A 15653-nucleotide genomic window follows, 5' to 3' on the forward strand; every position below is an offset into this window, starting at 1 on the left:
TGCGGAACTCAGGCCCGTCGATGGTGGTGATGTCCACCTGCAACGGGTACTCGGCAGGCATATCCGCGTCGGCTCCCCCACCGATACCCGGTAGGGACGACCACGGACCGGTAGACGAAGAGGTGTCGAATCGGCCCAGGTAGTTGAAGAGGACTTGCTGCCTGCTACCTAACTCTGGGTTGAGGTGGCGGAGCAAACCGAAGCCGATACCGCTACCGGGCGTCGCGCGCAGACATTCCTTGACCTGCTTGACAGCCCTACCTGCCGCAGGTCCCCCCGCCACCGCATCGGCGACGTCAACGCCAGCGAGGTCGAGGCGGACGGGGTAGACGCTGGTGAACCAGCCGACTGTGCGGTGTAGGTCCGCCCCGGGGACGGCATCTTCATCACGACCGTGCGACTCGAGGTCCACAGTGATCGCGCTGCGCTGCTGCCCGCGATAACGCGCCGACCACCGCGCAAGACCCAACGCAAACCCAGTCAACAGGATGTCGTCGACCTCAGCGTGGAACAACTCAGGCACAGCTCCCAAGAGCGGCTCGGCAACGTCATCAGGGACCGTTGTCACTACCTGCTTCAACTGGGAGACCTTGTCCCCATCGAGCTCGCGATCCCCCAGCGGCGCCGCATCCCCAGCAACCGCTGCCCGCCAGTGCGCCAACTCCTCGCCCCTGGCCCGCGCAGCCTCGGTCAACCCCAGGGCCCAACCCCGGAACGACGTCCCAACCGGCTCCAGCTCAGCGCCCCCATACGCCGCCACCAAGTCCGGCAACAAGATCCGCCACGACACCCCATCCACCACCAGGTGATGGACCGCTACAACCACGTTGGAGGCGTCAGGGAACCACGCGACACGAATCATCGATCCAGCACACGGATCGAGGGAGTCGAGAACCGAATCGACGTCTAGAGGGCCAGAAACCCGGGAGACGACATCCACGGCATCGAGGGAATCGGGGACCTGGAGGCCGTCGGAGACGAGTTGGGCGCGGAGTACCGAGTGGGTGTCCACGAGCTTCTGGACGGCGACCACAAGACGCGCGGCAGTCAGGTCGGCGGGGGCACGCAGCACCTGCACCTGAGCGAAACGGCCTATAGGGCCGCCGACCTCCAGGAGGGAGCGCATGATCGGGGTGAACGGGATCAGGCCGGTGCCGTCGTCGGCGATGGGCGTTGGCTTGTCGGGTTCGGCGATCAGGGCCAAGGCCGCGACGGTGCGTTGTTCGAAGACGTCGCGCGGGGAGAACCGCAGCCCTTCGGCGCGGGCGCGGCTGACCAGCTGGATCGACACGATGCTGTCGCCGCCGAGGGCGAAGAAGTCGTCGTCCACGCCGACGGTGGGCAGGCCGAGGACGGCGGCGAAGATCTCGACCAGGGTGGCCTCGACCTCGGTGGTCGCGGCCCGGGCGGAGACCAGCGCGGCGAAGTCGGGGTCGGGCAGCGCGGCGCGGTCGACCTTGCCGTTGGGCTGCAACGGGAACTCGTCCACCGCAACGAATGCGGACGGGACCATGTGGTCGGGCAACAACGACGCCGCGTGAGCACGGAGGTCGGTCGTGCCGATCACATGGGCGATCAGTCGGCCGTCTCGCACTGTTGCGATGGCGGCGGTCACCGCCGGGTGCTCGGCCAGGACGGTCTCGACCTCACCCAGCTCGACCCGGAACCCGCGGACCTTCACCTGGTCATCGAGGCGCCCCAGGAACTCCAGCGAGCCCGCCGACCACCGCACCAGGTCACCCGTGCGGTACAACCGCCCCGCACCAAAGGGGTTCGCCACAAACCGCGACGCCGTCAACCCGGGCTGCCCCAGGTAGCCCCGCGCCACGCCTGGCCCACCCACGTACAACTCACCAACAACACCCGGCGCCACCAACCCGAGAGCCGAGTCCAACACGTACACGGTCGAGTTCGCGACCGGACGCCCGATCACCACGTCCGAACCGACAACGGGCGCCACCACGGCGTCCACGGTGCACTCAGTCGGCCCGTAGAAGTTGAACGCCTCAACCGAACTCGCGGCCAACTCCGCCCACAACGCGGAACCAATGGCTTCACCGCCAGTGCCCACAACGGACACCCCGGAAGACAACAATCCGTCGGACACCAGCTGGCCGAGCAGCGAGGGCGCGGCGTCCACGTAGGCGATGCCGTTGTCGCGCACGTACGCCACGCTCGGCTCGGCCACGACGTGCATCTCGTGGCCTGCGATCATCCACAGCAGCGGGTCGAGTGAGGCGTCGAACGAGAACGATGCCGCCTGTAGGACGGACCCGGGCCGCATCACCGACGCTTGGTGCGACGCCAAGAGGTTCACCAGGCCCGCGTGTTCGACGAGAACGCCCTTCGGTCGCCCGGTGGACCCGGACGTGAAGATCACGTAGGCGGCGCCGGAGACCGGGCCACCGGTGAACGAGTACCCCGACACCGAGTCGATCTCGACGGCTCCCGGCAGACCGACGGCCGCGATGGTCAGGGTCAGCGCGGGCCGCGCCTGCTCGACCATGTGCCGCAGCCGGTCGGCCGGGTACTCGGGGTCGAGCACGAGGTAAGCAGCCCCGGCTTTCCACACACCGATGATCGCCGCGATAAGCCCAGCGGAGGGCGGTAGCGCCAACGCCACCACATCGCCGGGCTGTACGCCGCGAGACTGAAGGAGCCCGGCAATCTGGTCGGATCTAGCAGCCAGCTCGCCGTAGGTGAGCTCGGCATCCGGCCCGACCACGGCCCGCGTAGAGGAGTCCTGCCGGGCTAGAACGTCGAGCACGGAGGAATCGGTGACCTCGACGACCGGCCCGGCAACGACAACAGCGGACCGTTCCTCGTTGGACATCAGGTCCAGGTCGCGTACCCGCGTGCCCGGAGCCGCGAATGCGCTAATAGCGCGCACGAACCGCTCAGCCCACGCGGTCACCAGCTCTGCGGAAATCAGGTCGTCACGCACGTCCAGCCAGGCCGACAGACCCGCGCCGACGGTGAGGGTGATGGGGTAGTTCGTGGCGTCGGCACCGGTCACGCCGCTCACCTGGAACCCGGCGGCGGTCTCGGCCCGGTCCAGCGCGGCAGTGTCGATCGGGAAGCTCTCGAACACGGTCAGCGTGTCGAACAGCTCCCCCACGCCGACGGCGCGGTGGATGTCGGCGAGCCCGACGTGCTGGTGGTCGAGCAGGGCGGCTTGCTCTGCCTGGACTCGCGTGAGCAACGCCGCCACGGTCTCGGCAGGGTCAAGGCGCACGCGCACCGGCAACGTGTTGATGAACAGACCGATCATCGACTCGACGCCAGGTAGGTCTGCCGGACGACCGGACACGGTGGCCCCGAAGACGACATCTTGGCGCCCGAGACCGCGCGCGACGGTCAGCCCCCACGCAGCCTGCACGAGTGTGTTGAGCGTGACGCCGCACTCTCGCGCTACCTGCGAGAGTCCTTCAGGCAGTGCCAACTCCACACGGCGTGGCAATGCGCCCGAACGTGCAGCACCAGCGGGAGCGACCAGTGTGGACTCAGCTCCCGCAAGCGCTTCCGCCCACGGTTGGACGCCAGCGTCACGTTGGGACAGCCAGTTGAGGAAGTCGCGGTAGGGCCGTACAGCGGGCAACGCGTTGCCCGCGTAGAGCTCGAAGAGTTCCCGCACCAGCAACGGCGTAGACCAGCCGTCCAAGAGGACGTGGTGGAACGACAAGAGCAGCCGGTGGTAGTCCTCGCTGACCTTCCCGAGGGTAAAACGGACCAGCGGGGCGGTAGTCACGTCGAACCGCGTCTGCTGGTCTTGCGCTACCACCTCGTCCCAGTCGCTGCCGTCGACCTCGCGCCACGGCAGGTCTACCTGCGGCTGCACGACCAAGACAGGGTCACCGGAGCCGATGTGGGCGATAGCCGCGCGGAGCGTGTCATGGCGGTCGAGAAGGGCTTGCCCGGCCGCGCGCAGGCGGGCGGGGTCCAGCGGCCCGGTCAGCTCGCAGGCGAACTGCACGGTGTAGACGTCGGTGCCGGTGTCGTCGAAGCGCGACAGGAACGCGATGCCCTGCTGAAGCGGCGTCGGCCGCCACACGTCGACCAGGCCGGGGTGCGCCTCGACCAGGGCGTCGACCTCGCCTTGGCCGAGGTCGACCAGGGGGAAGTCCGAGGGGGTGCGGCCGGTGGCGCCGGTCGCGGCGTGCCGGTCGATGGCGTCGAGGGCACTGACCCAGGCCGCGGCCAACCGGTCGACCTCGGCCTGGTCGAACAGGGCGGCGGGCCAGGAGAACGTGGCCGTGAGCGCGCCGTCGGCGGTGACGGCGTTGATCGTCAGCGGGTGGCTGGCGGGGAGTTCGGGGTTGGCGTCTCCGCCGAGTGCGGCCGCTTCCGGCGCGCCCGACCAGGCCACCGCAGAACCAGCCGCCGAACCAGGTGAGCCAAACCGGCCGAGGTAGTTGAAGAGGACCTCGGGGGAGGCTGCGGGCAGCGAGTCGCGCAACAGACCAAACCCGATGCCGTCGCCCGGCACAGCTCGTAGGAGCTCCTTGACCTGCTTGAGCGCCAACCCGGCCGCCGGTCCACCTGCTACCGCGTCGGCGATGTCCACGCCGGACAGATCGAGCCGGACCGGGTGCAGTGTGGTGAACCAGCCGACCGTCCGGTGCAGGTCGGCCCCTGGGACAGCATCCTCGACGCGACCGTGCCCCTCTCGGTCCACAACGTGCCACGGGACGCCCCGCGTAGAGGCGAGGGCCAAGGTCAACGCGGTCAGCAGGACGTCCTCGACCCCGGCGTGATAGGCGGCCGGGACCGCCCCGAGCAGCCTGGCCGTGGTCTCCTGGGACACCGACACGCGCACGGACCGCACGGTGGACACGGTGTCGCGCGTGGGGACGATCCGCCGACCCCCGATGCCCTCCAGCGCGGTGCGCCAGTAGTCGAGCTCGGTCGCGCGGTCCTGCGCCGCGAGCGCGGTCGCCCACTCGCGGAACGAGGTGCCGACCGGGGCGAGCGCCTTGCCCTCGACCGCGTCGGCGAGGTCCGGGACGATGATCCGCCAGGACACGCCGTCGACGACCAAGTGGTGCGCGATGATCAGCAGCCGGTCCGGCGCGAACCACACGACCCGCAGAACCTCACCGGCGGCGGGGTCGAGCTCCGCGTAGGAGCGGGCCGCTTCGGCGGCGAAGTCGGTGCCCTCGACCTGGCGCACCGCGGCGGTGACCGATCCAACCGGCCGGACCTCCAGTTCGGCGCCCACGAGCCGGGAGCGCAGCACGTCATGGGTGTCCACAACGGACTGGACAGCGGCGGTCAGCTTCGCGGGGGTGAGCCCGGCGGGGGCGATGAGCAGCCGAGCCTGGGCGACGCGGGTGATCGGGCCACCCCGGCCGAGGAGCTCCCGCATGATCGGGGTCAACGGCAGCGTGCCAGTGCCGGAGGTGGTGACGACAGCTGCGGGTTCGGTGGCGACCTCGGCGAGGCGGGCGACCGTCCGGCGCTCGAAGACGTCACGCGGGGAGAACCGCAGCCCTTCGGCGCGGGCGCGGGCGACGAGCTGGATCGAGATGATGCTATCGCCGCCAAGGGCGAAGAAGTCGTCGTCCATGCCGACGGTAGGCACGCCGAGGACCTCGGCGAAGACAGCCGCGAGGGTCCGTTCTGCTTCGGTCTCGGCCTGCCTGGCAGTGGTAAGACCCGCGAAGTCCGGGGCAGGAAGCGCGGCGCGGTCGACCTTGCCGTTGGGGGTTAGCGGAATGCGGTCGAGTACGACGACCGCAGCGGGGACCATGTGCTCGGGAAGATCCCGCGCGGCCCACTCCCGCAGGCCCTCTAGTGCCGCGCCGGCGGTCGGCACGACGTAGGCGACGAGTCGGGTGGTGCGGTCCTCACGGACAACGGCAACAGCGTGCGCAACGTCCGGGTGAGCCGATAGGACTGCCTCGATCTCACCCAGCTCAATGCGGAACCCACGCAGTTTGACCTGCCCGTCCGCGCGGCCGAAGTACTCCAGTGTGCCGTCCGAGCGCCACCTGGCGAGGTCGCCCGAGCGGTAAAGGCGACCCTGCCCGAACGGGTTGGCAACGAACCGCGTTGAGGTCAGCCCGGGACGGTTGAGGTAGCCATCGGCAAGACCCTCGCCCGCCACATAGAGCTCGCCAACCACCCCAGGAGCGGTGAGACCTAGGCCGTCGTCGAGGACGTAAGCGCGGAGATCTGGGATGGGGACGCCGATGTCTGGGGTTCCCTCGGCGGCGCTAGCGCGCGTCAACGGCAGGTAGGTGACGTGCACGGTGGTCTCGGTGATCCCGTACATGTTGACCAGGCGTGGCGCGTCGTCTGCGTGGCGCTCGAACCAGCTGGCCAGTTTGCGGGGCTCTAGCGCTTCACCGCCGAAGATGACGTACCGCAGCGCGAGGTCAACCCCACCCCGGGCAGCGTCAGCAGCGTCGAGTTGGTGGAACGCGGACGGGGTCTGGTTGAGAACCGTTACCCGCTCCCGTTCGAGGAGTTCGAGGAACGCCTCTGGAGATCGGCTCGTGGCGTGGTCGACGACGACGAGGGTTCCCCCACGCAAGAGGGCGCCCCACAGTTCCCACACGGAGAAGTCGAAGGCGTACGAGTGGAACAGCGTCCACACGTCGTTGGCTCCGAACCCGAACCAGTGGTCGGTGGCGCTAAGAAGCCGGTCCACGGTGCGGTGAGGCACCAGGACGCCCTTGGGGGTTCCGGTAGAGCCAGAGGTGTAGATGACATAGGCGGGGTTGTCCGGCGACAGCTCTACCTGGCCAAGCGGCTCGTCGGTGCCGATAGTGCTGTCGGTGGGTGACACCGTCGGGACATCGAAGTCGTCGAGGTCGCTGACGAGGAGCGTAGGTGCTGCGTCCGCCAGCATGAGGTCTAGGCGCGCACGGGGGTAGCTGGGATCGAGCGGCAGGTATGCCGCGCCGGACTTGAGCACGGCCAACACTGCGACGACAAGATTCGCCGAGCGGGGCAAGCCGATCGCAACAATCCCACCGGGTCGCGCCCCACGCTCGACGAGAACCCGGGCGAGGCGGTCCGACCGAGCATCCAGCTCCGCGTAGGTGAGCCGCTCCGACCCAGCGACAAGGGCAAGCGCTTCTGGCGCGCGACCGACCTGCTCAGCGAACCGGGCCGGGATCGTGGCGGCCGCACCCCGTTGTCCGGTCGGGTTCCAACCGTGGACGAGGTTGCCGCGCTCGGTGTCCGACAGCCCATCGATCTTCGCGACGGGGGAAGTGGGGTCGGCCACCAGCGCGCTTAAGACGCGGACGAGTCGGGTGGCGAGCGCGTCCGGGTCGACCAGCCCGGGCCGGTACTTCAGGAGCAGCTCGCCACCGGTCGCGACCAGGGTGGCCGGGTAGTGGGTGGCGTCGCGGGTCTCCCCCGCGCGTACCCGCAGGCCGGTAGCGGCCTCAGCGCTCTCGAGAGCGGCAGTGTCAACGAAGTAGCTCTCGAACACGGTGAGCGTGTCGAACAGTTCGCCGATGCCCACGGTCCGCTGGATGTCGGCCAGCCCCAACTGCTGGTGGTCCATAACCCGCGCTTGCTCTGCCTGCACTCGCGCCAGCAGCGCGGTCACCGTCTCAGCCGGGTCCAGCCTGACCCGCACGGGCACGGTGTTGATGAACAGGCCGATCATCGACTCGACGCCGGGTAGGTCTGCCGGACGCCCGGACACAGTGGCCCCGAAGACAACGTCTTGGCGGCCCAGGGTGCGTGCCAGCAGCAGCGCCCAAGCGGCCTGCACCACGGTGTTGAGCGTGACGCCCGCCGAGCGGCCGAGGTTGGCCATGCCGTCGAGCAGGCCATCCGGCAACGCGATAGGCGTCTGCTCGGCCGACCCGGACGGGTCCGCACCAGGGGCAAGCAAGGTGGGTTCCTCTACGCCGCGCAGCGCCTCAGCCCAGGTGGAGCGAGCCGCGTCAGCGTCCTTGTTACGCAGCCAGGACAGGTAGTCCTTGTACGGGCGGACCGCCGGTAGCTTCGACGCGTCGCCCTTCGCGGTGTAGAGCTGGAACAGTTCGCGAGCCAGCAGCGGCGTGGACCACCCGTCCAAGAGGATGTGGTGGTAGGTCAGCAGCAACCGGTGCCTGTTGGGACCGAGCTTGGCGAGCAACACGCGCAGCAGCGGAGCCTGGGCCAGGTCGAATCGCTCAACTCGGTCGGCGGCAAGAACACCGTCCCAGTCGGACTCATCCAGATCCAGTTCGCTCCAGGGCAGCTCCACCACGCGCGGGACCGGGGCGAGCACCTCGCCGTTCTTGCGCCGCCGGAAGCAGGCGCGCAGGTTGGCGTGCCGGTCGATCAGCGCCTGCGCGGCGACCTTGAGGACGGCAGGCTCAAGTGGCCCCTCCAGGTCCAGCACGAACTGGACCAGGTAGGGGTCATCGGCCTCGGTGGCGTACTCGCTGTGGAAGAGCAGCCCCTGCTGCAGCGGCGAGAGGGGCAGGACGTCTTCCAGTCCGGACTTGCGCGTGTTCACAGATTCCACTCCGACTCGAACTCATCGAGTTCGTCCTGCGACAGGTCACTGAAGGTGAGGTCGGACGGGGTGTGGCCACCGCCGCCGGACCGGGTGATCGCGCGCAGCGCGGTGAACCAGGCCTCGGCCAGGTCCCGCACCGCGGTGTCGTCGACCGCGGCGGCGCCCCACGCCCAGGTCGCGCTTAGCGTCGGCCCGTCGGGCCCGTCCACGGTGACGGCGTTGACCTGGACCGCGTGGGTGATGGGCATGGCGGGGTCGACCCCGCCGCCGAGGGCCGCGGCCTCGGGTGCCGCCGTCCAGGGTCCGGTCTCGGTGGCGGAACCGAACCGGCCGAGGTAGTTGACGAGCACCTCCCGCCTGCCGATGCCGGTGTCACCGAGGATGCCGTGGCCGATCCCGTTGTCCGGCACGGCCCGCAGGTGCTCCTTGACCCTCTTCACGGCCGCGTCCACCGACGGGCCGCCCGCGAAGGCGTCGGCGGCGTCGATGCCGGTCAAGTCGAGCCGGATCGGGTAGACGGTGGTGAACCAGCCAACGGTGCGCGATAGGTCTGCCCCCGGCACGACCTGTTCCTCGCGCCCGTGCCCTTCCACGTCGACTACGCGGGCGATGTTGCTCCGGGTCGCGGCAGCGGCGATGGCGAATCCGGCGAGGAGGATGTCGTTGACGGTGCCGTGGAACAGTTCCGGCACGGTTGTCAGCAACGGCAGCGTTTCCTGCGCTGACAACGTCAACCGGAGTTCGCGGCCGGTGGCGACGGTGTCGTTGGCGTCGACTTCCCGGTTCGCGATGAGCGCGCTGGAGCAGTCGGCCAGGTCGCCCCAGTGGTCGAGTTCGACCTTGCGGTCGGCTTCGGCCAACCCGAGTGCCCACTGGCGGAACGAGGTGCCGACCGGGTCCAGCGGCTCGCCCCGGTACGCCTTGACCAGATCGGGCTCCAGAACGCGCCAGGAGACGCCGTCGACCACGAAGTGGTGGGCGACCACCAGGAGCCTGCCCTCGACCCCGCCACGGTCGAACCAGACGGCTCGCAGCACCTCGCCAGTGGCGGGGTCGAGCTCGTCGGCGACGGCAGCGGCAGCAGCGGCCAACTGGGCGTCGGTGAACGCGGTGGCGTCGACCCTGCGGACCACGTCGGCGGGTGCCACCTCCGGCACGAGCAGCCCGTCGTCGGTGAGCTGGGCGCGCAGGACGTGGTGCCGGGCGCGGACAGCGGCCACGGCCTGGATGAGGCGGTCGAAGTCGAGGTCGACCGGGGTCCGCAGCAGCCTCGCCTGGGAGAACCTGCCGAGCGGCCCGCCGCGGGCGAGGGTGTCGCGCATGATCGGGGTGAACGGCACCATGCCGATGCCATCACCCTCGGCCTCCGGCTCGCGGTGGTCGGTCTCGGCGACGAGCGCGATCCCAGCCACCGTGCGCCGCTCGAAGACGTCGCGCGGGGAGAACCGGATCCCGGCGGCGCGGGCACGCCCGACCAGTTGGATGGAGACGATGCTGTCGCCGCCCAGGGTGAAGAAGTCGTCGTCTACGCCGACCTTGGACAACCCGAGCACGGTAGCGACTAGATCGGCGAGGACTCGCTCGATGTTGGTCGCCGCTTCGCGATCCGTGACCAGGGACGCGAAGTCGGGCTTCGGTAGGGCCTTCCTGTCGGTCTTACCGCTAGGGGTGAGCGGGATGCGGTCAAGGCTGACGAACGCCGACGGCACCATGTGGTCGGGCAGGGTCTTACCGAGCTCGACGCGGAGAACATCTGTGTCGAAGTCACCGACGAGGTAACCGATGAGTCGGTCGTCGACGACAGCGGCAACGGCCTGGGTGACATGTACCGACAGGGCTGCCTCGATCTCGCCGAGCTCGATGCGGAACCCGCGCAGCTTGATCTGGTCGTCAGCGCGGCCCAGGTAGTCGAGGACCCCATCCCGCCAGCGGGCGAGGTCGCCGGTGCGGTAGAGCCGCCCGGGGCCGAAGGGGTTGGCTACGAACCTGCCCGCGGTAAGGCCAGGTCGGTTGAGGTAGCCCCACGCGAGCTGATCGCCCGCGAGATACAGCTCGCCCGGTAGGCCAGGCGGTACCGGTCGCAGGAATGAATCGAGGACGTAGGTCTGGGTGTTCCAGACGGGGCGTCCGATAGGAACCGACCCAGTGTTGGCGACCTGGACCGCGGTGACGTCAACCGACGCCTCTGTCGGGCCATAGAGGTTGTGCAACTCGGCGCCGGACACCGCTCGGAACTCATCACGTAGGTCCGCCGGGAGCGCCTCCCCGGAGCAGAGGACTCGTCGCAGTGTCGTGACGGTGTGGGATGCCTGGTCGGCCACGAACGCGCGCAGCATCGACGGTACGAAGTGGACCGTAGTGACGTCGTGTCGCTCGATGACCTCGGCGAGGTAAGCAGGGTCGCGGTGCCCACCTGGCTTGGCGAACACAAGAGTGGCGCCGGTGATCAGCGGCCAGAAGAACTCCCACACCGACACGTCGAAGCTCGCTGGGGTCTTCTGCAGCACCCGCTCCCCTGGCGTTAGGCCGTACTCGGCCTGCATCCACAGGAGCCTGTTGACAATGCCGGAATGCGGAACGACAACGCCCTTGGGCCGACCGGTCGACCCAGAGGTGTAGATGACGTAGGCAGCCCGATCCTGGGAGGTGACCTCATCAACGAGAGGTGGGGCCAATTCCCCCACGAAACCGTCGGAGTCAAAGAGAAGCCCGCCGTCGCTGGGGTCGCTCGTGAGGACCACCGTCGGGGCGGCGTCGGCGACCATCATCGCGAGCCGGTCTTGCGGGTAGTCCGGGTCCAGCGGCAGGTACGCGCCGCCAGCCCGTTGCACCGCGAGCAGCGACACGATCAGGGCAGCGGACCGCTCCAACCGCACGCCTACTACAGAACCCGGCCGGACACCTCTAGCGGCAAGAACACCAGCCAGGGTCGCGACGCGCCTGTCCAACTCGGCGTAGGTCAACGTTGGGCCGTCATCGACAACAACAGCAGTGGCGTTGGGCGTATCGGCGACTCGTGCCTTGAACAGCGCGGGCAGGGTGGTGGCGTCAACGGCGACCGTTTGGCCCTGCCATGCCGTCAAAGCGTCGTAACGCTCGTCGAGAGTGAGCAGTGACAGGGAGCCCACCGATTGGTTTGCCTGCTGGGCGATGGCCTCAAGCGCTCGGATCACTCGTCTGAGGAGCGCGTTCGCGGCGGACTCGTCAAAGATGTCCGGGCGGTAGCGCAAGGTGAGTGTTGTCTGAGCGCCCGGTAGGACCAACAGCGTCAGCGGGTAGTGGGTGGCATCGCGGCCGACGACCTCGGTGACTCGGAATCCCGCAGCGGTCTCCGCTCGCTCTAGTGCGTCGGAGTCGACCGGGTAGCTCTCGAACACGGTGAGCGTGTCGAACAGGTCACCGAGGCCCGCAGTGCGCTGGATATCGGCCAGCCCGACGTGCTGGTGGTCGAGCAGCGCGGCCTGTTCGCCGTGCAGACGGGCCAGCAGCGCGGCTACCGATTCGGCCGGGTCCAACCGGACCCGCACGGGCACGGTGTTGATGAACAGGCCGATCATCGACTCGACACCCGGGATGTCGCCGTCGCGGCCGGACACCGTGGCGCCGAAGACGATGTCGTTCCGGCCGGTGTGCGTGGCAAGTACAAGACCCCACGCGGCTTGCACGGCCGCGTTGAGCGTGACACCGATACCGCGGACAGTTGACGTCAACGCTGCCGCGGTCTCGGCGGACAGCGTTAGGTCAAGTTGACCAGGCAGCACACCCGCGCGGGGCGCGTCGGGCGCGACCAAGGTCGGCGCGTCGAGCTCGGCTAGAGCGAGACGCCAGGCGGCTTGGGCGGCGTCGTGGTCGCGTGCGGCGAGGTCGGTGAGGTGTTCCCGGTAGGACCGGACAGCGGGCGGTTCTTGCCCGGCGTAACGGGCGAACAGTTCGCGGGCCAGCAGCGGGGTCGACCAGCCGTCGAGGATGGCGTGGTGGTTGGTGAGGACCAGTCGCGCCTCGTCACCGGGCAACCGCACCAGCAGGAACCGGATCAGCGGGGCGGTCGCGAGGTCGAAGCGGGTGGCGCGCTCGGCGTCGACCAGCGCCTGGGCCTCGGCCGCGGTGCTCGCGGTCGCTTCCCGCCACGGTACGTGGACCTGGCTGGCGATCACCTGGACGAGGCGGCCGGTGGCCAGGGTCGGGAACGCGGCGCGCAGCGTGGCGTGCCGGTCGACCACGGCCTGGGCAGCGGCGCGCAAACGATTGCCGTCGACCGCGCCGCGCAGGGTGAGCACCTGCTGCGTGGTGTAGACGTCCACCTCGGACTCGTCGAAGCGGGAGAGGAACAGCAGCCCTTCCTGCAGCGGCGTGGTCGACCAGACGTCGGCGACGGCGTGACCGCTGCCGATCCCGGTGACCTGGTCGACCTGGTCGATCTCGCCGAGCTGGTCGATCTCGTCGACCTCGGCCTGGGTGAGCGCCGCCAGCGGCCAGTCGGACGGGGAGTGCCCGCCGCCGGTGGTCGTGGCGAGCGCCGCGAGGGCGGCGGCCCACCGGTCGGCGAGGTCGCGCACGGTCTCGTCGGCGACGGCGCCGACCCAGGCGAAGTGCGCGGTGAGCGCGTCGTCGTCAGCGAGGATGTTGAGGGCGATGGGGTGGCCGACGGGCAGTGCGTCGTCGGCGCCGCTGGTCAGCGCGGCAGCTTCCGGAGCGGTGGACCAGTCGCCGGATTCGCCCACGCCGATCCGACCCAGGTAGTTGACCAGGATGTCTTGGGTCGTGGCGGGAAGCTGTTCGCGCAGCAGGCCGTAGCCGAGACCGTCACCGGGGACCGCGCGGACGGCGTCCTTGGTGAGCTTGAGAGTCGCGGCAGGGCTATCGCCCGGGGTGAGCCTGACGGGGTGGATGTTGGTGAACCAGCCAACGGTGTCGGTGACGTCATCAGAGCGGCCGTGTCCCTCTAGGTCGACCACGATCGGCTCGCCGACAGCGGTGGCAAGTGCCGAGAGGAGGACCTCGGTCGGGCCGGTGTGAAAGGCCGTTGGGACCGCGCTAAGCAAGGTGGCCGCGTTGGGGATGGTGACAGTCAAGGTCCTTGCGGTGCCTACGGTATCGATGGCCGCATCTAGCGGGCGAGCACTGATGTTGTGCGCCGGGGCGATGATCTCTTGCCATGCCGGGAGTTCAGTGTCTCGGCTTTGCTTAACAAGGGCGGTTGCCCAGCCCCGGAACGACAAGGTGGGCGTATCGAGGCGTTCACCGTTGACGGCGGCGGCCAGGGCGGGCACGAGGACGCGCCACGACACGCCGTCGATGACCAGGTGGTGCGCGACGATCAGGACGCGGCCGGGTTCGCCGGGGCCACGGTCGAGCCAGACGACGCGAACCATGTTGCCTTCGGTGGGGTTCAGCCCGGCGATCGCCTGTTCGGTGGCGTCGTGCAGGGTCTTACTCCACTGCGGGCCGTAGTGGCCGACAGCGTCGACACGGGTGACGACCTCGGGGGCATCGCCGACAATCAAGGTGTCGCGCTCTAGACGGGTGCGGAGGACTGCGTGCGTGTCGAGCACGGCTGCCAGTGCGGCGGCGAAGCTGTCAAGAGTGAGCGTGGCTGGGGCGAGCAAGAGCCGTGACTGGTGGAACCGATTGATGGGCCCACCTCGGGCGACGAGGTCGCGCATCACGGGAGTCAGGGGGATCTCGCCGACCGCGTTGTCCGGCAGTGTTGGCGCTGCCGCGCCGAACTCGGCGATCGCGGCCAGAGCAGCGATTGTGCGGGCTTCGAAGACCTGACGGGTAGTGAAACGGATGCCAGCCGCTCGAGCGCGTGCGACCAGTTGCATCGAGATGATGCTGTCGCCGCCGAGAGCGAAGAAGTCGTCTGTTGCCCCAACCACGTCGAGGCCAAGAACCTCGGCCACCAAGCTGACAAGAGCGGCTTCGGCCGCAGTGGCGGGTGCGCGAGTAGCTGTGACTACCCGCTCCGGCTCAGGTAGGGCCGCCCGGTCGACCTTGCCGTTAACGGTGGTCGGCAGGACATCCATGAGCACGAAGGTCGACGGGACCATGTAGTCCGGCAGGACCGACCTCGCCCAGTCGGACAGCTCGGCCGCAGTGACCGCGCTAGCGGGACCAGAGCCATCGGGACCAGAGCCATCGGGAACGGCGCTATCGGGAACGATGTAGGCCACCAGCGAGGACTTGCGAACGGTGACGACCGCGCGGCGCACGGCGGGGTGCGCGGAAAGGCCGGACTCGACCTCTTCGAGCTCCAGTCGCATGCCGCGGACCTTGACCTGGTTGTCTGCCCGACCGACGAAGTCGAGCGAACCGTCCGCGTTCCACCGGGCGAGGTCACCGGTGCGGTAGAGCCGTGAGCCCGCGGGACCGAACGGGTCCGCGATGAACCGGTTCGCAGTGAGGTCAGGAGCGTTGACGTAGCCACGGCCGAGGAGGTAGCCGCCCGCGTAGAGCTCCCCTGCCTGGCCAACGGGCACAGGCCGCAGATTCGGGTCTAGTACATAGAGGCGCGTGTTCGGGTTGGGCTTGCCGATGGAGGTCGCGATGCGCTCGGCGGCGTCGCGATAGACCACGTGCGACACACCGATCGTGGCTTCGGCGGGTCCGTAGCCGTGGTACATCGTGGTGTCGAGCCTGCGGCGGAAGCGGTCGAACAGGTCAGGCGTCAGCACCTCGCCGCCGCACCACACGTGCCGGAGCCCGGAGAGAGATCCGGGCTCGGTTGCCGCTGTCAGCAACGCGTCCAGCATCGACGACGGTAGGTAGACGAAGGTGACGCCTTCGCTGTCGATCACGTCGAGCAGGTAGTCCGGGTCGCGCTCGCCGCCCGCCGCCGCGACGACCACCCGTCCGCCGTGGACCAGCGGTAGGAAGATCTCGTTGATGGAGATGTCGAACGCCAGTGGCGCCTTGAACAGGGTGGCGTCGTCGGTGCCGAAGCCGAGCAGCCCCTTCTGCCAGTGCAGGCGGGCGCTGATGGCCTCGTGCCGGATCATCGCGCCCTTGGGCACACCGGTCGACCCGGACGTGAAGATCACGTAGGCCAGACCGAGACCGGCGACCGGGACCGGGGCGGGTGTCGCCGCCGGGTGCGGCCACGTGTCCAGGTCGGCGACGACCGTGGGCACGGGCAGCGGGACGGGGTCGGCACCCGTGATCGCGACGACCGCTCGGGAGTCGG

The 15653-nt window shown here is 69.1% G+C and carries 2 protein-coding genes (both cut by a window edge); both read right to left on the minus strand.

Annotated features, from left to right (window positions below; genetic code table 11):
- Positions 1-8467 carry the 5' portion of a non-ribosomal peptide synthetase gene (locus tag LV75_RS30275; protein ID WP_253890774.1) on the minus strand. The gene continues 200 nt to the left of window position 1, outside the view, so only the first 8467 of its 8667 coding nucleotides appear in the window; the start codon lies at positions 8465-8467; the stop codon falls past the left edge of the window.
- Positions 8464-15653: the end of a non-ribosomal peptide synthetase gene (locus tag LV75_RS30280; RefSeq protein ID WP_253890775.1), read on the minus strand. It continues 11752 nt past the right edge of the window; only the last 7190 of its 18942 coding nucleotides appear in the window; its start codon lies beyond the right edge, outside the window — the gene reads right to left on this strand; its stop codon occupies positions 8464-8466. The genes LV75_RS30275 and LV75_RS30280 overlap by 4 nt, the downstream gene beginning before the upstream one ends.

The sequence above is a fragment of the Actinokineospora diospyrosa genome (assembly GCF_024171925.1).
Taxonomy (GTDB): domain Bacteria; phylum Actinomycetota; class Actinomycetes; order Mycobacteriales; family Pseudonocardiaceae; genus Actinokineospora; species Actinokineospora diospyrosa.